At 32.9% G+C, this 24,820-nt stretch carries 19 protein-coding genes and 1 pseudogene; 10 read left to right on the plus strand and 10 right to left on the minus strand.

What is annotated here, in order from left to right; genetic code table 11:
• Positions 1-86 (plus strand): annotated as a pseudogene (locus AC15TD_RS11880) (HU family DNA-binding protein); the annotation flags it as partial.
• A gap of 343 nt (positions 87-429) precedes the next feature.
• Entirely contained in the window at positions 430-1,977 is a 1,548-nt protein-coding gene (locus tag AC15TD_RS11885) for an Rne/Rng family ribonuclease (RefSeq protein WP_484452369.1), read from the plus strand.
• Positions 1,978-2,116: 139 nt separating this feature from the next.
• Here the strand turns inward: AC15TD_RS11885 and AC15TD_RS11890 are convergent, their stop codons facing one another.
• From AC15TD_RS11890 to AC15TD_RS11900, 3 genes are all read right to left on the minus strand, one after another.
• Entirely contained in the window at positions 2,117-3,157 is a 1,041-nt protein-coding gene (locus AC15TD_RS11890) for an NADP(H)-dependent aldo-keto reductase (protein WP_484452370.1), read from the minus strand.
• A gap of 115 nt (positions 3,158-3,272) precedes the next feature.
• Entirely contained in the window at positions 3,273-4,232 is a 960-nt protein-coding gene (locus tag AC15TD_RS11895) for an OmpA family protein (protein WP_484452371.1), read from the minus strand.
• Positions 4,233-4,252: 20 nt separating this feature from the next.
• Positions 4,253-5,038: an exodeoxyribonuclease III gene (locus AC15TD_RS11900; protein ID WP_484452372.1), complete on the minus strand. Its 786-nt coding sequence runs from the start codon at positions 5,036-5,038 to the stop codon at positions 4,253-4,255.
• Between the two features lie 177 nt (positions 5,039-5,215).
• Between AC15TD_RS11900 and AC15TD_RS11905 the strand changes: the two genes are divergently transcribed.
• Positions 5,216-8,626 (plus strand): hypothetical protein, encoded by a 3,411-nt coding sequence (locus AC15TD_RS11905; RefSeq protein WP_484452373.1) that lies wholly within the window; start codon positions 5,216-5,218, stop codon positions 8,624-8,626.
• Here AC15TD_RS11905 and AC15TD_RS11910 read toward each other — a convergent pair.
• The 5 genes from AC15TD_RS11910 to AC15TD_RS11930 all read right to left on the minus strand — a co-directional run bounded on the left by AC15TD_RS11910 (position 8,623) and on the right by AC15TD_RS11930 (position 15,077).
• Positions 8,623-9,561 (minus strand): M28 family peptidase, encoded by a 939-nt coding sequence (locus AC15TD_RS11910; RefSeq protein WP_484452374.1) that lies wholly within the window; start codon positions 9,559-9,561, stop codon positions 8,623-8,625. The genes AC15TD_RS11905 and AC15TD_RS11910 overlap by 4 nt on opposite strands.
• Positions 9,562-9,650: 89 nt before the next feature.
• Positions 9,651-10,391 carry a succinate dehydrogenase/fumarate reductase iron-sulfur subunit gene (locus AC15TD_RS11915; RefSeq protein WP_484452375.1) on the minus strand — a complete coding sequence of 247 codons (741 nt, stop codon included), beginning with the start codon at positions 10,389-10,391 and terminating at the stop codon, positions 9,651-9,653.
• 10 nt (positions 10,392-10,401) lie between these two features.
• Positions 10,402-12,402 (minus strand): fumarate reductase/succinate dehydrogenase flavoprotein subunit, encoded by a 2,001-nt coding sequence (locus AC15TD_RS11920; protein WP_484452376.1) that lies wholly within the window; start codon positions 12,400-12,402, stop codon positions 10,402-10,404.
• A 2-nt stretch (positions 12,403-12,404) separates the two neighbouring features.
• The gene (locus AC15TD_RS11925) at positions 12,405-13,100 is read right to left on the minus strand and encodes a succinate dehydrogenase cytochrome b subunit (protein WP_484452377.1); all 696 of its coding nucleotides are present in this window, start codon (positions 13,098-13,100) and stop codon (positions 12,405-12,407) included.
• Between the two features lie 165 nt (positions 13,101-13,265).
• Positions 13,266-15,077, minus strand: a complete 1,812-nt coding sequence (locus tag AC15TD_RS11930) for a T9SS type A sorting domain-containing protein (RefSeq protein ID WP_484452378.1) — start codon at positions 15,075-15,077, stop codon at positions 13,266-13,268.
• Between the two features lie 88 nt (positions 15,078-15,165).
• Here AC15TD_RS11930 and AC15TD_RS11935 point away from each other — a divergent pair, with 88 nt between their 5' ends.
• The gene (locus AC15TD_RS11935; RefSeq protein WP_484452379.1) at positions 15,166-16,458 is read left to right on the plus strand and encodes an aminopeptidase P family protein; all 1,293 of its coding nucleotides are present in this window, start codon (positions 15,166-15,168) and stop codon (positions 16,456-16,458) included.
• Between the two features lie 59 nt (positions 16,459-16,517).
• Here AC15TD_RS11935 and AC15TD_RS11940 read toward each other — a convergent pair whose 3' ends face one another.
• Positions 16,518-17,840, minus strand: a complete 1,323-nt coding sequence (locus tag AC15TD_RS11940; protein WP_484452380.1) for an aspartate kinase — start codon at positions 17,838-17,840, stop codon at positions 16,518-16,520.
• Between the two features lie 99 nt (positions 17,841-17,939).
• Between AC15TD_RS11940 and AC15TD_RS11945 the strand changes: the two genes are divergently transcribed.
• The 3 genes from AC15TD_RS11945 to AC15TD_RS11955 all read left to right on the plus strand — a co-directional run bounded on the left by AC15TD_RS11945 (position 17,940) and on the right by AC15TD_RS11955 (position 20,131).
• A complete protein-coding gene (locus tag AC15TD_RS11945; RefSeq protein WP_484452381.1) occupies positions 17,940-18,596 on the plus strand; it encodes a hypothetical protein in 657 nt (218 codons plus the stop codon).
• 95 nt (positions 18,597-18,691) lie between these two features.
• Positions 18,692-19,471, plus strand: coding sequence for an alpha/beta fold hydrolase (locus AC15TD_RS11950; RefSeq protein WP_484452382.1), 780 nt, complete (start codon positions 18,692-18,694; stop codon positions 19,469-19,471).
• Positions 19,472-19,882: 411 nt separating this feature from the next.
• Entirely contained in the window at positions 19,883-20,131 is a 249-nt protein-coding gene (locus tag AC15TD_RS11955) for a hypothetical protein (protein ID WP_484452383.1), read from the plus strand.
• Here the strand turns inward: AC15TD_RS11955 and thiL are convergent.
• A complete protein-coding gene (thiL, locus tag AC15TD_RS11960; RefSeq protein ID WP_484452384.1) occupies positions 20,121-21,167 on the minus strand; it encodes a thiamine-phosphate kinase in 1,047 nt (348 codons plus the stop codon). The genes AC15TD_RS11955 and thiL overlap by 11 nt on opposite strands.
• A 163-nt stretch (positions 21,168-21,330) precedes the next feature.
• Here thiL and AC15TD_RS11965 point away from each other — a divergent pair, with 163 nt between their 5' ends.
• Genes AC15TD_RS11965 through AC15TD_RS11975 form a run of 3 tightly spaced genes read left to right on the plus strand, consistent with a single transcriptional unit; the run spans position 21,331 to position 24,819 of the window.
• Positions 21,331-22,695 (plus strand): choice-of-anchor B family protein, encoded by a 1,365-nt coding sequence (locus tag AC15TD_RS11965; RefSeq protein WP_484452385.1) that lies wholly within the window; start codon positions 21,331-21,333, stop codon positions 22,693-22,695.
• Between the two features lie 9 nt (positions 22,696-22,704).
• Positions 22,705-24,051: a hypothetical protein gene (locus AC15TD_RS11970; protein ID WP_484452386.1), complete on the plus strand. Its 1,347-nt coding sequence runs from the start codon at positions 22,705-22,707 to the stop codon at positions 24,049-24,051.
• Positions 24,052-24,819 carry an MbnP family protein gene (locus AC15TD_RS11975; protein WP_484452387.1) on the plus strand — a complete coding sequence of 256 codons (768 nt, stop codon included), beginning with the start codon at positions 24,052-24,054 and terminating at the stop codon, positions 24,817-24,819.
• Position 24,820: the final 1 nt, after the last annotated feature.

The raw sequence follows: 24,820 nt of genomic DNA on the forward strand, positions 1-24,820 counted from the left end.
TTAAAATACCATCTCATAATATCCCTGCATTTAAGCCAGCAAAAGTTTTTGTTGAAGGCGTTAAAACAAATGTAGACGTTAAATAAAGCATTAAACGAATTATTAATTTAAAAGATACTATTTATGCCAAGTGGTAAAAAACGTAAAAGACATAAGGTAGCGACGCACAAACGTAAGAAACGTAGACGCGCTAACCGTCACAAAAAGAAAAAATAGATCAAAAAAGTAGTTAGATTAGCTGCTTTTTTTGGTTTTAAAAACAAAACGTTCTTTGAAATGAGTTCATCAAAATTTCACACTTTTTAAGTGCTTTTTGAACTCCACGGATTTAAAAAATCCTGTGACTCTGCCAATTAAAAATTAATTGGTAGATAAATAATGTATAATCCATCTGTTGCGCTATGGCGTAATGGAATTAAAATTAACTAAATGGATAAAGAATTGATCATTAGATCTAGTTCCGAAGCAGTTGATTTTGCCTTATTAAAAGATGGAAAACTTGTTGAATTACAGAAAGACGAAGGAGGTAACAAATTTTCAGTTGGTGATGTGTTTATAGCCAAAATACGAAAAGCTGTTCCAGGTTTAAATGCTGCATTTGTAAATGTGGGTTATGATAAAGATGCATTCTTGCACTATCATGATTTAGGCCCAAAACTTCCATCGCTTTTAAAATTCACAAAAAGTGTAAGCACAGGTAAACTAAGAGATTTTTCGTTAAAAAATTTCCCATTTGAAAAAGATATTGATAAAGACGGCAAAATTGCCAATGTCTTAAAATCAAATCAATCGCTATTAGTACAAATAGTAAAAGAGCCTATATCAACTAAAGGTCCCAGAATTAGTTCTGAGTTGTCCATAGCTGGTAGATATATTGTTTTAGTTCCTTTTTCTAACCGTATTTCTATTTCTCAAAAAATAGAAGACAAAGAAGAAAAAGACCGACTAAAACGATTGGTAAAAAGCATTACGCCACCGGGGTTTGGCATTATTGTACGCACTGTAGCACAAGGCAAAAAAGTAGCAGAGCTAGATAGAGATTTACAAAATTTGCTTAGTCGTTGGACGGCAATGTGTAAAAAGCTACACAAAGCACATCATCCCAGTAAAGTATTAGGAGAAATGAATAAAGCCTCGTCAATTTTACGAGATATATTCAATGACACCTTTACAAGTATTCATGTAGATGATGAAGCGCTTTACATTCAAATTAAAGATTACGTGCAAGAAATTGCACCAAACAAAGAATCAATAGTTAAATTGTATCAGTCTAACGTTCCGATTTTTGAAAAATTCGGTATTGAAAGACAAATTAAAACCTCCTTTGGTAAAACCGTTTCTATGTCAAAAGGTGCGTATCTAATTATAGAACACACCGAAGCCCTTCACGTTATAGACGTAAATAGCGGAAACCGGTCTAACAAAGCCAATAACCAAGAGGATACAGCATTAGAAGTTAATTTAATAGCTGCTGCCGAAATGGCTCGCCAATTACGATTACGTGATATGGGCGGCATCATCGTAGTAGATTTTATTGATATGAAAAGTGCTGAACACAGGCAACAACTGTTTAACCACCTTCGCGATGAAATGAGCGATGATAGAGCTAAACACAAAATATTGCCACCAAGTAAATTTGGTTTGATACAAATTACAAGACAACGCGTTCGCCCAGAAATGAACATTAAAACTAAGGAAGAAAATCCTGATGAAATAATGAATGACTCTGAGGTTGAAGCACCAATAGGAATCGTGCAAAAAATAAATCACGACCTAGAACAACTATTAAAAAAAGACTATAAAAAGCTGACTTTAAACACACATCCTTTTATAGCAGCCTTTTTAACAAAAGGTTTTCCATCAACGCGTTCAAAATGGTTTTTTGAACACAAAAAATGGGTTAAAGTTTTACCAAGAGATGCTTACACATATTTAGAATATCATTTTTTTGATAAAAATGGTAAACAAATTAAATAATTAAAAAAAGCCTAACTTTTTAAAAAGTTAGGCTTTTTTGTTTTAATACGTCTTTGCGAAAAAAATTTCTAATTAACTGTGGTAATCTGTTTTTACGTTTGGGGATTACTTCGTAGAATACTCCTCGTAATTATTTGGATTATGGTGCTGGATTAGGAATCACTGCATGAACCGCATTTATTTGAGATAATACCTCATCACTTAACCTAATGTTTATGCTATCTATATTTTCTTTAAGTTGCACCAATTTTGAGGCGCCAATAATATTACTGGTTACAAAGGGTTGCTGATTTATAAATGATAAAGACATTTGCGCCAAGCTCATATTATTGTCTTCTGCAATTTTTAAATAATGTTTAGTGGCCTTTGTAGATTGCTCACTGCTGTATCTGGCAAACCTAGGATATAATTTTAACCTGGAATCATCACCTGCTTTCCCATTAATATATTTACCAGAAAGTACACCAAATGCCATGGGAGAATATGCTAACAAGCCCATATTTTCTCGCATGGAAACTTCAGCCATATCACCTTCAAAAACTCTATTTAATAAAGAATAGGCATTTTGAATGGTACTCATTCTAGGTAAATCATGAGCTCTTGACTCTTCAATATACCTCATAGCTCCCCAAGCCTTTTCGTTGGACATGCCGATATTCCGAATTTTACCTGCTTTAATTTGTTGGTCCAGCGCATACAATACGTCATTAAAATTATCTTTCCATTCATCACTTGGGTTATGCTTATAGTCTCTAATACCAAAGGTATTGCTTAAGCGCTCTGGCCAATGAATTTGATACAGATCAATATAATCAGTTTGTAACCGTTGCAATTCTTTATCTACAGCGTCTTTAATTGATTCCTTAGTAAGACCTGTTGTCCTAATATGTGCTGAATAATCACTAGAACGACCAATAATTTTACTCGCTAATATTACCTTATCTCTATTCCCGGTTTTTTTAAACCAGGTGCCAATAATTTTACTTGTTCTCCCCTGTGTTTCAGGACTCGCCGGAACAGGATACATTTCAGCAGTATCAAAAAAATTAACCCCTTTTTCAATGGCATAATCCATCTGTTCATGGCCTTCGGCTTCAGTATTTTGATTGCCCCAAGTCATTGTTCCAAGGCATATTTTACTAACTTTTATATCACTATTTGGTAATGTTGTATACTTCATAAATTAGATTATTCAACAATTAGATTCATTAGATTTTTAGAAGAATTGTAAATATAAAAAAACCTTTCAGAGAAATAGAATCTGAAAGGTTTAAAACTTTGTTAATAATAATGTCTTAATTTTCGTTTAATAACTTTGATAACTCATCTAACTTAGGAGTTAAAATCACTTCTATTCGTCTGTTTTTAGCTCTACCTTCAGGAGTATCATTGGTAGCAACAGGCGCATATTCTCCTCTTCCTGCAGCTGTTAAGTTTTCAGGGTTAATATTTACATTTTCTCTTAATATATTAACAATAGCTGTAGCGCGTTTGGTTGATAAATCCCAGTTACCACTTAATTGACTATTGCCTTGATAAGGTACATTATCTGTATGTCCTTCAATAAGTACCGCAATTTCTGGATTCTGTCCTAACACTGTTCCTAATTGGTACACCGCTCTTTTCCCTTCGGTTCCTACAGCCCAACTTCCAGAATTAAATAACAGTTTGTTTTCCATAGACACATATACTTTTCCATTACGTTGCTCTACGGTTAATCCTTTGCCTTCAAAATCTGTTAACGCTCTTGATATAGCATCTTTTAAAGCGGTCATAGCAGCATCTTTATCGGCTATCACCTTTTCTAATTCTGCCACACGGTTTGATCTGTCTTCTAATTCTCTTTTGAGTTTTTCTAATCGCTGATTTTCAACTGCTAAGGCTTGTTCTTTTGCTTCTAACTGCGCTAATAATTCTCGATTTTTTTTAGAATTTGCTGCAATGGCTGCCGAACTATTTTTTTCTAAAGCATCATATGATGCCTTTAACGCATCATAATTGGCTTTTGTAGCATTATAATCACTTTGCAGTCTATCACGTTCTACAATGGCTTCATCATAAGCAGATTGAAGTTGTTTTAATTCATTTTGGGCTAAGGTTTTAGCACTTAAAAGCATATCGTTTTCATCTGAAAGCTTTCTGTTTTCTTTCTTTAAATTATTATATTTCCCCTCTAATTCTTTATACACTTTTGGCGATACGCATGACACTAAAAAGAATAAAGTTAATACCGATATTGAAATTTGTTTTATCATCTTTTAATTCTATTAAGGTTTTAATTTTCTATTTCTACTAAAATGGGACAATGATCACTATGAACAGCATCTGACAATATAACGGCTCTTTTGATATTTTCTTGCAAAGGTTTTGCCACCATAGCATAATCTAAGCGCCAACCTTTATTATTAGTTCTCGAATTAGCACGATAACTCCACCACGTATAATTGTTAGGTTCCTTATTTAAATATCTGAAGGAATCAATAAATCCGCTATCTATAAAACCTCCAATCCATTCGCGTTCCACTGGTAAAAAACCAGATACTTTGCTCAATCCTTTTGGGTTATGAATATCTATTTCTTCATGACATATGTTATAATCGCCACAAATGATTAAATTAGGAATGTCTTTTTTAAGCCTATAGATATAGTCTTGAAACATATCCATATATTCAAATTTATGATCTAAACGCGCATCATTAGTCCCAGAAGGCAAGTACAAACTCATTACCGAAACACCATGCCCGCCTGCAGAACGGGCAGGAAAATCGGCTCTTAGGTTTCGTCCTTCAAAATCCATTGATTCAATTCCTGTGCCATATTCAATATGATTTGGTTCAATTTTACTTAAAATAGCAACACCACTATATCCTTTTTTTTGAGCACTAAACCAATAGTTGTATTTGTAACCTGCTTCAACAAAAAGATCTAAATCTAGTTGCTCTTTTAAGGCCTTTATTTCTTGCAGGCAAATAACATCTGGATTAGCACTTTTTAGCCAATCTAAAAACCCTTTATTTATGGCGGCTCTAATGCCATTAACGTTATATGATATAATCTTCATTATTCGTAATAAATTATTGTGAGATCCTGCCTTTGGCCGGGATAAGTCACTTTTTACAAAAAGTGAGTTAATTTTAGCTAAAATAAATAATGCGTTACTTTTACACTATTATTTTATGGCACATTTAACGAAAACTATTAACAAAATATTTTAAACGATTTTTAGTTTAAGTATCAGATGAAGTTTACACCTATACTTTTTTTCCTTTTGATCGGATTTTGTGCTGTGTCTCAAAACCAGAATTCTAACTATAGAACAAAAAAAGTTGCTGTAAATGATACTATTGTTATTGATAGCCTTAGTATTAATCCTAATTTCTTTTCGGTTAAAACAAAAGATGGTTTATATGTAGATGAATCAAATTACAGTGTTGATTTTCCGAAAGCGATTTTAAGATTTAACACTTCCATTGAAACTGACTCTATTATAGTAAATTATCTTAAATTTCCAGATTTTTTAACCAAAACGTACCAACAATTAGATGAGAAGATTATTGTTGAAAACAACAAGAATATTCAAACCCTTTATAAACTAACACAAAGCAATAAGGAATCAAATTTTGTGCCTTTTGATGGCTTAACAACTTCGGGAAGCATATCCCGTGGTGTTACGATTGGCAACAATCAAAACTCCGTTTTAAATAGTGAATTAGATTTACAAATTACAGGTAAATTAAATGATAAGATATCCCTAAGAGCCTCTATTCAAGATGCTAATATCCCACTACAAGAGAGCGGCTACTCACAACGTTTAGATGAATTTGATCAGGTTTTTATTGAGTTGTTTAGTGACACATGGAATGTGCGTGCTGGTGATATAGATTTAATTAAGACCAATTCTTATTTTGCCAACTTTTCAAAACGCGTTCAAGGATTAATGTTGAATGTGAATCTGGATGAAGAGGATGCGGAAACTGATCTATTTGCTGCCGGTGCTTTAGTAAGAGGGCAATTTACTCGTAGTCAATTTACGGCTCAAGAAGGGAATCAAGGGCCTTATAAACTTCAAGGTCAAAATGGAGAACTATACGTTCTTATTGTTTCTGGAAGTGAAACGGTTTACGTTAATGGCATCGCTTTAAAACGCGGTGAAGACGAAGATTATATTATAGATTATAATGCCGGTGAAATTATTTTTAACTCCACATTTCCTATTACTTCAGAAATGCGTATTATTGTAGATTATCAATACAGCGAACGTAATTTCTCTCGATTAGTTGCCTATGGTGGTGGTGAATTCAAAAGTGAAAAACTAAATATTGGCGTTTCGGTATATTCCGAAAATGATGCTAAAAATCAACCTTTGCAGCAAAATTTGTCTCAAGAACAAACGCTTATCTTATCAAATGCTGGTGACGATACGTCTTTAATGGTATCGCCTTCTGAGATTTCTGAAACCTATAGTGACAACCGCATTTTATATAGAAAAGAACTCATCAATGGTTTTGAGGCGTTTGTGTTTTCTAATAACCCAGATGATGATTTGTATCGCGTTACATTCAGTTTAGTAGGCGCGAATCAAGGCAATTATATTTTAAGTAATGTGAATGCAATAAGCAATATTTACGCATATATTGAACCCATAGCAGGAATTCCACAAGGAAATTACGCACCTATTACACAACTAATTGCTCCTACAAAACTTCAAATGGCGGTACTTAATGGAAGCTATCAACCTTCAGAAAAAACCAATATTAATTTTGAACTATCAGGAAGTAAAAACGATCTCAATTTATTTTCAAATATTGATGATGAAAACAATGATGGATTTGCTAGCAAACTAAAAATAGCGCAATATCTCATTAAAAATGATAGTCTTTGGAGTTTAAATACGTTTGCCGACATAGACTATATTCAAAAGAATTTTAAAACTATTGAACGCTTATATAAAGCCGAATTTGCAAGAGATTGGAACATTGAAAATCCACTTGGTAACCAACAGTTTTTTACATCAGGCGTAGAATTACTTCATCCTAAAAAAGGAATGGCTACCTATCAATTTGAGCATTTAGGGTACTCGGAAAAATTTAGCGGAAACAGACATGTTGCAAACTTCAATTTAGTATTAAACAGATTTAATATTCAATCGTATTCCAGTTTTCTTAAAGCGTCATCAAACATAAACACCTCCTCATTTTTAAGGTCATATAATACGTTTACATTTGGCATGAATAAAAATTGGATAGGGACTAAAATAGCTATTGAAGATAATGAGCAAAAAGATAAAATTACCGCAACCCTTACACCATTAAGTCAGAAATTTAAATCGTATGAAGTGTTTTATGGTATTGGAGACAGCACCAATGTTTTTGCCGAAATAGGCTATAAAAATAGGGTTAACGATAGTATTAGAAATAATGAGCTTCAAAAAGTAAACAGTTCTAACACCTTTTATTTAGACGCTAAACTTGTTCAAAACAAGCACACCAATTTGTCTTTGTATGTTAACTACAGAACCCTTGACAATGTTGATCAGAATATAGACGACGAACAATCAATTAACTCCAGATTACAATACAACCAAAAACTTTTTAAACAAATCATTCAATGGAATACTGTTTTTGAAACCAATTCAGGCGCCTTAGCACAACAAGATTTTACTTATGTTGAAGTTGAACCCGGACAAGGAACCTTTACTTGGATAGACTATAATGAAAATGGCATTCAAGAACTTGAGGAATTTGAAATTGCACAGTTTCAGGATCAAGGAAAATATATAAGAGTCTTATTACCAAATAGGGTATTTATAAAAACGCATCAAAACAGGCTGAGTCAAACCTTAACCGTCAATCCTGCTCAATGGTCTGTAAGTCAAAGTAAAACTCAGAAATTATGGTCTCATTTTTACAATCAAACCAGTTATTTAATTGACCGAAAGATAAGAAGAGATGGTAACAATTTTAATATCAACCCTTTTAAAACCGATGTAGACAATCAACTTGGATTACAATTAAACCTAAGAAACGTCTTATTTTTTAATAGAGGCAAACAACATTATACAACGTCTTACACCTTTTTATCAAACAAATCTCAAAATATTTTATCTGTTGGATTTATTAAAAACAACTTAAAAAGTCATCAAATAAATTTTAACCATAAAATTGAAGAATCTTGGTTAATCGAATGGCTCACTGCCTTTGACACCAATGAAAGTGTTAGTGAAAATTATTCAAGTAAAAATTATAATTTCAATAAACAACGCTACAACCCCAAATTGTCTTATTTATTTGATGATAATAGTAGGTTTGATGTATTTTATCAATATGCTTCAACTTCAAATACTACTGGAAATTTAGAATCTTTGAAACAACAAAAATATGGCATATCATTCACCTTTTCTAAAAGTCAAAATGGCGCTATTAATGGTGAACTTAATTATTTCTCAAATGATTTTTTTGGAAACCCTAATTCGCCTGTAGCTTATCAAATTCTTGAAGGATTGCAACCAGGAAAAAACTTTACTTGGAGTTTATTAGCTCAAAAAAAACTAACTAAATTTTTAGATTTAAACCTAAGCTATTTTGGAAGAAAGACCGAAACAAGCAAGACAATACACACGGGAACTGTTCAGTTAAAAGCCTATTTCTAAAAAGTAATTTCGTCAATTTGTTGAAAAACTGTGATGATATTCTTTACAGATTCAATATAAAAGTTAGCATGAATTTTTTCAAAATCATCATTTGGTGTATGATAATCTTCATGATCGGCAACTCCAAAATATAAAAAAGGAATCTCCTTTTTATGAAATGACCCATGATCAGATGAATACGTCCAGTTTTCTAATTTGTCATCGCCATCATGACCAGCAATTAATTTTACATTTTCAGATTGCTTAAAATTTGATATAAGATATTTAAGGGTCTTATTATATCGTGTTCCAACAACAAACAATTCATTGTTATCACTACGACTTATCATATCCATATTTAAATTAACTATGATAGATTGTAAAGAAACTTTAGGATGATTTACAAAATATTTTGACCCATTAAGTCCTAATTCTTCGGCATCAAAAGCTGCTAATATCACGGAGTGTTTTGGTGGATTTATTATAAAATATTCAGCAAAACTAAACAAAGCACTTACCCCAGAGGCATCATCATCTGCGCCATTATATATTTGACCATTCTTAATACCTTCATGATCATAATGTGCACTAATAACTATATACTTATTAGGTGTTTCAGTACCTTTTATAAGGCCCAAAATATTTGTTCCATTATAACTCTTTCCACTTTTAAAAAAATTGAATGCTTGCGTATAATTTTCAACAAAAGGTAAAACATTAAAATTATTAAATTCGTTGATAATATAGTTCCCAGCCTTTATGCCTCCTCTTGTTCCTGTACGTCTTCCCTCAAAGGTGTCAGAAGATAATATTTTGATATGCCTTAATAATGATTCTTCATTAAAAAATTGCTCTAAAATTGAATCATTATAACTGTAAGAATTACTGGTTTGTCCGTAGTTAAAACTGAAAGTAAAACTAACGAGTATGGTAAAAAAAATGGTTCTAAGGTACATCTAGGCTTCTTAAAAAATTGGAGGGCAAAGCTAAATAAAAAATCCCATGTAATTACATAGGATTCATTTTTTGTTTAGATAGGTGTTTGTTAAATATTAGCTTTCATTAATTCTCTGTTCATGCGAGCAATAGTCTCTAAAGAAATACCTTTAGGACATTCAACTTCGCAAGCTCCTGTATTGGTACAGTTACCAAAACCTTCTAAATCCATTTGAGACACCATGTTTTTAACACGATCGGCAGCTTCTATTTGACCTTGGGGTAATAATGCATATTGTGATACCTTGGCTCCTACAAATAACATCGCTGATGAGTTTTTACAGGTTGCTACGCATGCGCCACATCCAATACAGGTAGCAGCATCCATAGCCGTATCAGCTGCATATTTAGAAATTAAGGTGCCATTAGCATCCTGTGTATTTCCAGAAGTGTTAACCGATATAAAACCACCTGCCTGTTGTATCCGGTCAAAAGCGCTTCTATCTACAATTAAATCTTTAATTACAGGAAAAGCTTTAGCACGCCACGGCTCAATATAAATCGTATCGCCGTCTTTAAAACTACGCATATGTAGTTGACAAACCGTAATGCTTGTATCTGGTCCGTGAGCGCGTCCGTTTATATACATAGAGCACATCCCACAAATACCTTCACGGCAATCATGATCAAATGCTATAGGTTCTTCATCTTTATCTATCAGGTCTTGATTTAATACATCAAGCATTTCAAGAAAAGACATGTCTGGCGAAACATCATCGACCTTATAATCAACTAGTTTGCCTTTATCGTTTGCGCTTTTTTGACGCCATATTTTTAGTGTTAATTTCATAACCAATCTGTTATTTATAACTTCTTTCTTTTACTTCAATATTTTCGTACTCTAATTCCTCCTTATGTAAAACAGCGTCCTTAGGTTCTCCTTTATATTCCCAAGCAGATACAAATTGGAATTCTTTCCGTCGCATTGCTTCACCCTCAGGTGTTTGATACTCCTCTCTGAAATGTCCACCAGCCGACTCTTCTCTATGTAATGCATCTTTTGCAAATAATTCTCCTAATTCTAAAAAGTCCGCAACACGTCCAGCCTTCGCAAGCTCTTCATTATATTCATTTGCATTTCCAGGAATTTTTACATCTTTCCAAAATTCAGCTCTTAATTCAGCTATTTCAGAAATAGCCTCTTTTAAGTCTTTTGCATTTCTTCCCATTCCACATTTATTCCACATAATTTTTCCTAATTTTTTGTGGAAGTGATCAACCGAATATTTACCGTTATTGTTGATTAATTTATCTAAGTTCGACGTCACTTCTTTTTCTGCTTCTTCAAACTCCTTAGAATCCGTTGGAATTGGTCCCGTACGAATATCATCCGCTAAATAATCTCCAATCGTATAAGGCAATACAAAATAGCCGTCAGCTAATCCTTGCATTAGGGCTGAAGCACCTAATCTATTTGCACCATGATCTGAGAAATTAGCTTCTCCTATCGCGTATAATCCAGGTACCGTCGTCATTAAATTATAATCCACCCAAATTCCACCCATAGTGTAATGAACGGCTGGAAAAATCATCATGGGTGTTTCATACGGATTCTGATCCACGATTTTTTCGTACATCTGGAATAAGTTTCCATATTTAGCCTTAATTATTTCCTTCCCTAATTTTTCAAGTAGTCCTTTATCATTTTCATCAAGTCCCTTAACATGGGCTTGCTCTTTTCCATATCGTTCTATTGCTGCAGAGAAATCTAAATAAACAGCTTCTCCTGTTTTGTTTACTCCATAACCAGCATCACAACGTTCTTTTGCGGCTCTTGAAGCCACGTCTCTAGGCACTAGATTCCCAAATGCTGGATAACGACGTTCTAAATAATAATCACGATTTTCTTCCGCTATATCAGTTGGTTTTAATTTACCTTCTCTAATCGCCAGCACATCTTCCATATTCTTAGGCACCCAAATACGACCATCATTTCTTAAAGACTCAGACATCAATGTTAATTTAGACTGATGATCACCAGAAACTGGAATACATGTTGGATGAATTTGTGTAAAACAAGGATTTGCAAAAAAGGCACCTCTTTTGTGTGCTTTCCACGCAGCTGTTACATTACTACCCATTGCATAGGTTGATAAATAAAACGCATTACCATAACCTCCAGTTGCCAAAACTACGGCATGTGCTGAATGACGCTCAATCTCACCAGTCACTAAATTACGTGCTATTATTCCTCTTGCTTTACCATCAACAATAACAACATCGAGCATTTCATGTCGATTGTACATTTTTATTTTGCCACGACCTATTTGACGATTCATGGCAGAATAAGCACCCAATAATAATTGCTGACCTGTTTGTCCTTTAGCATAAAATGTTCTAGAAACTAACACCCCTCCAAATGAACGGTTATCTAATAATCCGCCATAGTCACGAGCAAAAGGAACACCCTGTGCGACACATTGATCGATGATGTTTGTTGAGACCTCAGCCAAACGATAAACATTTGCCTCACGTGAACGATAATCACCACCTTTTACGGTATCATAAAATAATCTATATGTTGAATCCCCATCACCCATATAATTTTTAGCGGCATTGATTCCTCCTTGAGCTGCAATAGAATGCGCGCGTCTGGGTGAATCTTGAAAACAAAATGATTTCACATTATATCCTAGCTCTGCTAAAGTTGCAGCAGCCGAACCACCTGCTAAACCTGTACCAACGATAATCACATCAATAAGACGTTTGTTCGCTGGATTAACAAGGTTAATTTTATCTTTATATGTTGTCCATTTATCTTTAAGTGGACCTTCTGGTACTTTTGAATTTAACGTTGCCATATCTATGATAATAGGTATTTAAGGTGATGATAAAGTGCAACAACTATAAACCCTAAAGGAATGATAATTGAGTAAGCTTTACCAATAGTTTGTAATGTTTTCTTTCTCCCAGCCGTTACTCCCATAGACTGAAAAGCAGATGTAAATCCGTGAGCCAAATGTAGTCCTAAAAGAATAAAGGAAATAATATAGAAAATGGTTCTTAGGTGATCGTGAAATTTCTCAGATAATTCTTCGTAATAACGAAATCCGGAATCTAAATTTGCTGGATCTATAAGTCCAGTCATATCGCCTCCTACATATTTCACAGTAATCTCGTGGATCCAGAAATCATAAAAATGTAAGCCTAAAAAAGCAAGTACAACGAGTCCGCTATAAATCATGTTTCTGCTCATCCATGTTGAATTTGCAGCACCATGATTTTTTGCATAGGAAACTCCTACTGCTTTTTTGTTTTTAATTTCTAAAATAAATCCTAATACAAAATGAAACACTACACCAAAAATTAAAACGGGTTGTAATGCAAATTGCACCAGAAGATTAGTTCCCATAAAATGGGACATCTCATTAAAAAGAGACTCGCTAAATACAGAAAGAAGGTTTACCGACACATGTATTATTAAGAAAAACATTAAGAAGAAGGCTGAAAGTGCCATGGCAACCTTCCTTCCAATCGAAGATTTAAAAAATCCGCTCATTTTTTTGAAGTTATTTATATACACACAAAAATACACTTCAAGAACATTATTAACAAAAACTAAGACACTTAAATATTTATTTAGAATGATTTTAAAGAAGTTTAAAATTGTTAACAAAAATGGCACTTTTAAGTGCCATTTTTTTAAATATTCTACATATATATACTACTCTAAAATAATTTTTTTGGTTACAAAAGCATTATCAGAATGAATGTTTAAAAGATAAATACCTTTAGAGACCCCTATTAAATTAATTGTATTTGTTCTTGAAGCACCTGAAATATCAAATTCTGATATCATTCTTCCACTTAAATCATAAACAACAGCCTTTGTTAGATTAATCTGCAATTCATTACTTATATAAAATTCTCCTTTAGAAGGGTTTGGATAAAGCTTGATGGCATCGCTAAAAGCAACATCATCAACACTTAAATTACATACATATGCTGTCATTGCTGATGTTCCTGAATAACAACTTGGTACACTTGATTCATTTATAGATTGAATATAATTACCTGCTGTTATATTATCCGGGTGCAAAACACGCTGTTGTTCACTATTTGAAATAGCATAATACATAATATCTCCACTATTGTCTGTATGACTAGAAACATCAATAACATGACCTAATTGATGACCATGACCGAGCTCATGAAGTGCTACGCTTTGAAAATCATATTGAGGAAAACCAGGTAAGCTTGAACCGTAATACCAATTTTCAGCATCATCAAAAACAATATCTAATTCATAAGTAAAAACACTATAATTAGCCAAGGTAGAACCACATCCATCAAGATAATAAGTACACTGCCCCAGAACTCCATCAGGTAATTCATTTCCAATATCAAATCTTATCACATTAACCCCATCATCAGCAACTACATCTGTAGAAGTAACTGCTCCAATGGTCCAATTCACACCTGTTTCACAACGCCAGGTATCTAATGCTTGTAAAAAAGAAGATTTTGCTTGATTATTTGAATTAAAATTTGTTTCCATATGCCATTCATAACCTCCACTCCCATCGCTATCCAAAAGTCTTGAAGGATAGGCATAATCAACAGGACCTGAACCTAAATCTATTGAAGCTATAGCATTAATCTGAGAAAATGTAACAGTTAAATCTGTACTTGACTCAATACTGCTTAGCGAGGCATCTGTTACCTGAATTGCACCTGTTCCCGCTTCTGCCGGCACTTCAACTGTAATTAAATCATCTTCCCAAGACAAAACTTGAGAATCTAGCGCTTCAATAAAAGTGGAACCTCCATCGTCTGCATTTTTAAAACCAACTTTACCTTGAGTCAACCCAAAACCTGACCCATTTATTCTAAGAACCATTTTTGTTCCGGCAGTAACGGTTGTTGGTGTGAAATTGGATATACTCGGAGCTAACGCTTTATTATTTTGAGATGATTTTAACTGTAATAAATTAACATCAACAACAGATATTTCTATATATTTGGATTTCGTAAATCCGGTAATTTTATTATAAAAAACTGAAGTAACACCTTTGCTTTTACTAAAAGGATTTACAACTATATCTGATTTTAAATTGTACTTATAAAACCCTTGTAACGAACTGTATACTTTAAATTGTTTTGTTATGCTTTTTGAAAACGTAGAAAGAGATGTATCATTATCAAAAAGTGTAAAAACACCAATATCTCCTTTATTCAATTTTAAGCTTGGAAAAACTAATTGATTTTTAGAACCAATAACTCCACCTTGCGTAATAACTTCAATAGTGGCTATAGGTTCTCCCTTAAAAACTTTATAAACTTCTACTGTATTGGCAGTATAAATTAAACTGTTTTGCCAAAAAGATCTTTTAGAAACTACCTTTCCTTCGATTACTAAAGTTGACTTATTAATCTGCTGCTCTAAAGATATTTCTTTAAGCATTGTTTGAGAAAACGCACCATTTGCACTTAAAAACAAAAAAGCAACAACGACACCTAACAAGCTCTTTTTCATAATATTAATTTTCAGTATCTATCAAAAATACAGAATTATAAATAAAGTCCTGATTGTTTTTGTAATTTTATGGTTAAATTAATTTTACATGAAATATCATCCTATAAAACAAAGTCTCTTTGTTGAAAACAGAAGAAAATTTACTGCTAAAATGCTGCCAAATAGTTTGGCTGTATTCAATTCAAACGATATCTATCCAATAAGTGCAGATAGTACAATGCCTTTTGAACAACATCGCGATATTTTTTATTTAAGTGGTGTCGACCAAGAAGAGAGTATTTTGGTTTTGTTTCCAGATTGTCCTAAAGAAAAGCATCGCGAAATTTTATTTTTAAAAGAAACGAATGACCATATTGCTGTTTGGGAAGGTGAAAAATTAACGAAAGAGGCAGCTTTTGAAACCAGTGGTATTAAAACTGTTTATTGGCTTCAGGATATGGAAAAAATCATGTTCGAAATCATGACACAATGCGACACTGTTTACATAAACACCAACGAACACTATCGTGCTAATGTAGAACTTGAAACCCGAGAAGACCGTTTTACAAAATGGCTAAAAGCAAAATATCCTGCCCATTCCGTAGCGAAAAGTGCTCCTATATTACAACGCTTGCGTTCCGTTAAAAGTCAGATTGAAATTGATTTAATTCAAAAGGCTTGTGATATTACAGAAAAAGGCTTTAAGCGCGTGTTAAATTTTGTAAAACCCAATGTTTGGGAATATGAGATAGAAGCGGAATTTTTACATGAATTTTTGATAAATCGTTCCAAAAAATTTGCCTATACACCTATCGTAGCTTCAGGAAATAATGCTAATGTTCTGCATTATGTTGAAAATAATCAACAGTGCAAATCTGGCGATTTAATTTTATTGGATGTAGGGGCTGAATATGCTAATTATTCCAGTGATATGACACGCACTATTCCTGTTTCAGGCAAATTTACGGATAGACAAAAGGACGTATACAATGCAGTAAATCGCGTTAAAAATGAAGCAACCAAAATGTTAGTTCCAGGAAGTGATTGGGCTGAATATCATGTGGAAGTTGGAAAGCTTATGACCTCAGAATTATTAGGACTAAAACTTTTAGACAAAGCTGATGTTAAAAATGAAAACCCGGAATGGCCTGCTTATAAAAAATATTTTATGCACGGCACATCTCATCATATGGGATTAGACACACATGATTATGGCATATTAACCGAACCTATGCAAGCCAATATGGTGTTTACCGTTGAACCAGGCATTTATATTCCAAAAGAAGGTTTTGGTATTCGTTTAGAAGATGATGTTGTAATTCAAAAAACAGGAGAGCCTTTTAATTTAATGGGCAATATACCTATTGAAGCAGAGGAAATAGAGGAAATAATGAATTCTTAAACAAAAAATAAAGGGTCGTTTATAACGACCCTTTTTGCTAACCTGACTAAATTTTAATTTTAAAGAGTGACTAATTCAAATAAGTAATCGTTTAGTTTGCCTAGCGTTTTAATTTTATCATCTGCATTAATTAATAGCGAAATATTATTTCTACTTCCACCATAAGAAATCATTCTTATTTTAACATCTTGCAATATTTGGAATAACTTAAAAGTTTCGTGATGGTTCACAATGGAGTGGCCTACCAAACAAACAATCGTCTGTTTTTTATCGACTTCAACAACCGAAAACTTTTCAAGATCTTCTATAATTTTATCTAAATTTTTATCATTATCAATAGTTAAAGATATTGCAACTTCCGACGTTGTAATCATATCTATCGCCGTTTCATAGACTTCAAAAATTTCAAATACTTTTCTTAAAAAACCATGAGCTAATAACATTCTGCCCGACTTAATTTTTATAGCTGTAATATTATCTTTAGCAGCAATGGCCTTTACACCATTTTCAACATGATTATCATTTATCAACGTTCCAAAAGCCTCTGGATTCATTGTGCTTTTTAAGCGAACAGGAATATTATCAGCTCTTACAGGCGTAACGGTTTGCGGATGCAAAATTTTAGCCCCAAAATAAGCCAGTTCTGCGGCTTCATCAAAAGATAAATTTGAAATAGGCTTCGTATTTTCAACATACCTTGGGTCGTTGTTATGCATACCATCAATATCGGTCCAGATTTCAACTTCTTCTGCTTTAATAACAGCACCTATAATCGTTGCTGTATAATCACTCCCCCCTCGCTGTAAATTTGAAATATGGCCTTCTTCATCCAAACAGATAAATCCTTGCGTAATATATATGATTGCCTCTGGAGCTTCTTTAAATGTAGACTGAAAATCTTGTTTTATATAAAATAAATCGGGCTCCTTATTCTTATCTATACGCATAAAACTTAGCGCAGGTAACAAAGCCGATTTAATACCTTCTTGCATTAAATAGCTATGAAACATATAGGTAGAAAGTAACTCACCTTGAGCAACAATTTTGTTTTCTAAATGAATAGAATATTCTTGATAGGTGCATGAAACCAAAAAGTTGAAAATTTCCGTGACATATTTTTTAACATCCACATTTAAAGATTCATCATGCAGTAAATTATCTATAGTGCTAAAATAGGTTTCATGTAATTTATTTATCTTTTCAATAGCTTCATTAGGCTTATCATTAAAAATGCTGTTCGCTATTGCAAGCAAAATATTGGTAGTACCAGACATGGCCGATAAAACCACTAGTTTTTTCTTCCCGTCGTTAATAATGTTTTTAACATGACACATGTTATCAACAGAACCAACAGAAGTACCTCCAAACTTTAATACTTTCATTTTAATTTAATTTATTGAGCGAATGTATACTACATAGCTCTAAATATGATATTTATTAAAAAAAATGATTACTTTTGCACAAATTGTTAAATAATTAACATGAAAACGGTATCTAACTGTGTAGAAGACATTTTAATAGCGCAACCTTACTTAGAAGAAGCGCTTTCTAGAAACATTATAAACTTTAGTGCTTTAGCTTTAGAATTAACAGAGCCTATTAGTAAAATGTTGAAAAAAGATGTAAAACCCGGCGCTATTATGATGGCGTTAAGACGCTATAATCCACCAATTAGTTTAACCAATTCTGTAAAGATGAAAAAGGTTATTCAGAATTTAGGTGACATTACGGTTCGTTCAAATTTAACTGACTTTACCGTAAAAAATTCTGAAACACTTATTAATAATCATACCCTTATTTTAAAAAAAATAAATGAAGAACCTCAACTTTTTTACACCTTTACGAGAGGAATACATGAAAGCAATATTATTGTTTCAAGTAGTTTAAATGACTATATCAATAATCATTTTCAAAATGAAACATTTATAGCTACTCAAGAAGGTTTAACCGCCATAAGTATAAATTTACCAGAAGACAACTCGAAAATTGCTGGATTATATTATCATTTTTTTAAACGATTAGCGTGGGAAGGGGTAGTACTATACGAAGTTATTTCAACAACCAATGAGTTCACTATTTTAGTTGAAGAAGAATATGTTGATAATGCATTCTTAGCCATTAAAAGATTTAAAAACTAGTAATTCTAATATGTTAAAAGGTTTTATAATATCATTACTTATTCTTTTATTCGGTAACTAGTAGTGAAGAGATCTTAATTTTTTTTTCAATAAAAATGATTTTACACTATAAAGGTATCGATATTTTTTACACCGATAATGGAGAAGGTACCCCTGTTGTTTTGCTGCACGGATTTTTAGAAAATGCTACGATGTGGAATCCATTTATTCCAAAGTTATCAAAAAATAATAGAGTTGTTTGCATTGATTTATTGGGGCATGGTAAAACAGAATGTTTAGGCTATGTTCATAGTATGGAATTAATGACTGAAGCTGTCAAGGCCGTTCTTAATTTTTTAAATGTTAAAAAATCTATTTTAATTGGCCATTCAATGGGTGGCTATGTGGCCTTAGCTTTTGTTGAAAAATACAAAAATGAGGTTCTAGGTTTATGTCTAATGAACTCAACCGGGGAAGATGATAATAAAGACCGCAAAAAAAATAGAGATCGCGCCATTGTAGCAGTAAAAAAAAATCATAAGTCGTTTATAAGAATAGCCGTTGTAAATTTATTTAGACCAAAAAACAGGACCCTATTTTCTAAAGAGATTCAAGTTGTTAAAGAAGAGGCTTTAAAAATGCCTGTTCAAGGCATTGTTGCAGCCCTTGAAGGCATGAAAATACGACCAAATAGAGTTACTCTTTTTAGAAAAAGTAATTTTAAAAAGTTAATGATTATTAGTAAAAAAGATCCTGTTTTAGAATATGAATCTTTAAAAAAACAAGCTAAAAAATCAAACATAGAAATTGCTGAATTTCCTGATGGACATATGAGTCATATTGAAAATAAAGGCTTATTCCTACAAAAAATAATGCATTTCATCGAAAAAATATAGCATTTAAACGTTTTTTATTCAATTTATTTGTATATTTATGTCCTTATAAGTCCAAAATCATATGAAAAAAACTACTAATAAGCCAGCTTTCATCCCTACCATGTATTGTAACCTGTTTGGTCATGATTTTGTAGTCTCTAAAAAAGTTACCTATTTTGTTAAAGAATACACGTGCACACATTGTAAAAAACAATTAACAACAAATAGCAATGGTTATCTCATTGAGCTAACCCCTAAATTTAAAGAAATAAATGCTATCTTAGAACGAATTCATAATTCCAGACTACAACGTTCAAAGGAAAAATTGATCACTTCATCGATTTAATAACAACCAAGCTTTAATCATTAAAAACGTTTTTATACCTTAACGGTCTCTCCTTAAGTTATTAATTAAAAAAGCGAAACGTTTTTATGAAACAAATTCATTGTAAGGTATTTGGGCACGATTATCATATCTCCAGAAATGTTACCTATCATGTAAAAGAATACACGTGCAGAACGTGTAAAAAACAATTAACTACAAATGGAAATGGCCATTTAATTGAGCTTTCTCCAAAGTTTAAAGAAATCAATGATGTTTTAGAGCGCATCCATGATAAGCGGAGAGAAAAATTAAACAAGAAAGAAGGTTTTGAAAATTTATTAGTTTTTAAACACTAAAGTTTTTCCATCCCTGTGCTTTAATTGGAATTCTTGTTTCCGCCCTGGTTACTAAATGTAACCCGGCCTCTTGTTCTTGTATAAAACCAATAACTGTTAAATTTGGATTTTCTTTTATTTTAAGGAAATCATCTTGAGAAATAGTAAACAACAATTCATAATCTTCACCACCGTTTAATGCAACTGTTGTGCTGTCTATATTAAATTCCTCACAGGTTGAAATCACAACCGGATCTAATGGAATTTTTTCCTCATACAAGTCACAACCCACATTGCTTTGCTTACATAAATGAATTATTTCAGAAGATAAGCCGTCACTAATATCAATCATAGAGGTAGGTTTAACTTCTAACTCTTTTAATAAGGTAACAATATCCTTTCTTGCCTCTGGCTTTAATTGTCGCTCAATAATGTAAGTATAAGGTTCTAAGTCCGGTTGGTTGTTCGGGTTTACTTTATAAACTTCTTTTTCTCTTTCTAAAATTTGTAAGCCCATATAAGCTCCGCCTAAATCACCCGTTACAACAAGTAAATCATTTGGCTTCGCACCATTTCTATAAACTTCATTATTATCCTCAACAACTCCTAACGCGGTTATTGATATTAATAAACCTGTTGTGGATGATGTTGTATCACCACCAACAACATCAACGTTATAAATTGAAGTTGCAGTTTCAATACCTGCATAAAGTGATTCAAGAGCTTCTAAAGGGAACCTATTTGAAACAGCAATAGACACTGTAATTTGAGTAGGTGTAGCGTTCATAGCGTAAACATCAGACAAATTAACAATGACTGCCTTATAACCTAAATGTTTTAAGGGCATATAACTTAAATCAAAGTGAACACCTTCAACCATCAAATCTGTTGTAACAACAATTTTTTTGTTTTTAAAATCTAATACAGCGGCGTCATCTCCAACTCCTTTCACTGTTGACTTATGATGCATTTTAAAATTCTTTGTTAAATGATCAATGAGTCCAAATTCACCTAAATCACTTAACTGTGTGCGCTGTTGATTTTTATCTTCTGTCATCCTGCAAAAATAAGAAGCTTATTCCGAATAAACATCATTTCATTTTAAAAGTAAAAACCTACAAATAATAGTCGTAAGAACTATCTTTAACATAATTTGTTAACAACACATCATTTTAAAATTAAAAATTAATATGTTTTCTTTATATTGACCAAAAAAAATTATGAAACTATTTTCAAAAACAAACTATTGGTTATTTATCATAATTATCGGAAGTTTTGTGCCTCTCCAAACAAGTTGTAATAATGAACCTGTTGTACCAATCATTCTCACTGATACCGATAATGATGGTATTGAAGATACTTTAGATAATTGTCTGAATACATTTAATCCAAATCAAGAAGATGCTGATAATGATGGAATAGGTAACCTGTGTGATAGTGATTATATTGAACCTATTGAACCACTAGCCTACTGCGAAAATGGTTTTGCTGATATTTATCCATGCAGTGGATACGATTTAATAGCTCATATACCACTAAGTACCATGGGTGCCGCAGAAGGAAATGATTCATGGGGATGGACTGACCCAACAACAGGACGGGAATATGCTTTAGTTGGAACCGATGCCAATACATCGTTTGTTGATATTACGTTACCAAATAGCCCAATTTACTTAGGTAGTTTGCCAACCGCAACAGTAAGTAGTCCTTGGAGAGACATTAAAGTTTATAACGATCACGCATTTATAGTAAGTGAAGCCCCATCGCACGGTATGCAAGTTTTTGATTTAACGCGTTTAAGAAATGTTGTAAATCCGCCACAATCTTTTTCAGCAGATCATCATTTTACAGGATTTGGAAGTTCTCATAATATTGTCATAAATGAAGCTAGTGGTTACGCCTACATTGTGGGTACGAATAGAAACTTAAGCCCTTCGTTTGGTGCCCCAATATTTATAAATATTCAAAACCCTACAGCTCCAGTAATGGAAGGATCTTTAACTCAAGGAGGTTATGCTCATGATGCACAAGTAATAACATACAATGGCCCTGACACAGATTATGCTGGAAAAGAAATTTTAATTGGTAGTAATGAAAATGAAGTAGTGATTGCTGATGTTACCGATAAATTAAACCCAACCATAATTTCTACAATTAGTTATAGCAACGTAAGGTATGCACATCAAGGTTGGTTTACTGAGGATTCTCGTTATTTTATCTTAGGAGATGAGTTGGATGAATTTAGGTTAGGAACGCCTACAAGAACAATAATTTTTGATTTTCAAGATTTAGATAATCCTACATATCATTTTGATTATTTAGGTCAATCAAATGCCATAGACCATAACGGATATGTTAAGGGCAACACGTATTATATGGCAAATTATCGTGCTGGCGTGCGGATGTTAGATATAAGTCAAATAGCAAATAGTTCTATAACTGAAGTTGGTTATTTTGATACGTACCCCGCAAATGATGGGACAGACTTTAATGGTGTTTGGAACGTTTATCCATATTTCCCAAGCGGAAATATTATTGTAAGCGATATTGAACGTGGGTTAATTGTAATTAAAAAAAGCAATTAAACCCGCATCATGAAACCTAAAAAAGCTATCGTTTTTTGCCTAGGGATGCTATGCATATTATCCTTAAATTCATGTTCAAACGACGATAATGATGGTGGCGATGGCACTACAGAAACTAATATTGAATTCGTAAAAACATTTGGAGGCTCAAAAAACGAGAGTGCACAATCTGTAACTAAAACGCAAGATGGTGGTTATGCCGTTTTAGGTCATGCCCAAAGTAATGATGGCGATCTTCAAAATAAAGCAAATGATTCTTATGATTATTGGCTTCTAAAATTTGACAGTACCGATAATTTAAAATGGCAAAAGAATTATGGCGGAAGTGATGATGACCGGGGAAGCAGCATAATACAAACGTCAGATAACGGTTTTGCAATTCTTGGTTATAGTAAAAGCAACGATGGTGACGTTTCTCAAAATAATGGGTTTGAAGATTTTTGGGTATCAAAATTAGATGCATCTGGAAATATAATTTGGGAAAAATCTTTTGGTTTTGCTGGTACAGATAATGGTATTTCCATCATACCAACCAACGATAACGGTTTTTTGCTTGCAGGAGTTTTAGATGTTTCGGCATCTGGCGGAGAAGGTAATAGTAAATCTTTTAGAACCAAAATACATGCCGGTGGGGATTATTGGGTTATTAAAATCAATGCATTAGGTGAAAAACAATGGAGCAAATTTTTTGGAGGCTCTTTTACCGATACATCGTTTGGCGTTGTTCAAGTTGAAAACAATAATTATGTTATAATTGGCTCTTCAGATAGTAACGATGTCGATATTTCTAGTAATATTGGAACATATGATTTTTGGATAATTAAAATATCTGAAAGTGGTTCTTTAATTTGGGAAAAATCTTTTGGAGGAACAGAAATTGATGAAGCCAGAGCAATAACAGAAGCTTCAGATGGTAACTATGTTATTGTTGGAGACACTAGGAGTAATGATTTTGACGTTTCTAAAAATAACGGAGCTGCTGATGTATGGATTATAAAGATATCGCCTGATGGCTCTTTAATTTGGGAAAAATCTTTTGGGGGAAGTAGTTTTGATGTTGGTCGTTCCATCAGACTAACTCAAGATAACGGGTTTATTATTTCCGGAAGCTCAAGAAGCGCAGATGGTGATGTCACTGCTAACCAAGGACAAAATGATGCCTGGTTTTTAAAATTAAATTTTAATGGTGATTTACTCTGGCAAAAAAGTATTGGCGGATCTGAAATTGATTTTGCTTACGATGCTGTTGAATTAAATGATGAAACTATTATAGCTGTTGGCGAATCTAATAGCAGTGATTTAGATGTTCCTGAAAACAAAGGATTCTCCGATTTACTAATATTAAAGTTAAAATAAATGAAAAGAATAATTTCAATTCTTATAATCTTAATTATGTTTACTTCTTGTCATGAAGATAATGATGATGGCATTTCTCAAGCTCAAATTACCTTAAATTTTTCTCATAATTGGGATGGAACTGCCGTTTCAAATACAAATTTTAACAGTGTCATTTATACGAATGCAAACGGAGACAATTTAAGTATTACCAAATTACGTTATCTCATTTCAAAATTAACTTTTCAAAAATCAAACGGTGAAACATTCGTTTTAGATGGTTATAATTTAGTAGATGTAACAACTAATAGCAATCAATCATTTACACCAGTTTCAACAATACTTAATGGAGATTATAGTAACGTGTCATTTACATTTGGATTTGATAATGATTATAATTACAACGGAAACTATGCCGATTTAAACTCAGCGTCATGGAATGTTCCAGGTATCTTAGGTGGTGGCTACCACTTCATGCAATTAGAAGGAAAGTTTATTGATAACAGCTCCAATGAAATAGGATATGCCTATCATGTTATTAGGGCCGTGGATAACACTGGTCCAGTACAAATATTTGAAGACACTTTTTTTGAAGTAAATTTAGGTGCTGTTAACATTTCAACTGATACTACTTTTAATATTGAAATGAATATTGCAGAATGGTTTAAAAATCCAAACACATGGGATTTAAATGTGTTAAACAGTATGCTTATGGCAAATTTTAATGCCCAAGAGTTAATGTTTGAAAACGGCCAAAATGTATTTAATTTACAATCTGTTACACAATAGA

This window comes from Yeosuana sp. (assembly GCF_057126245.1).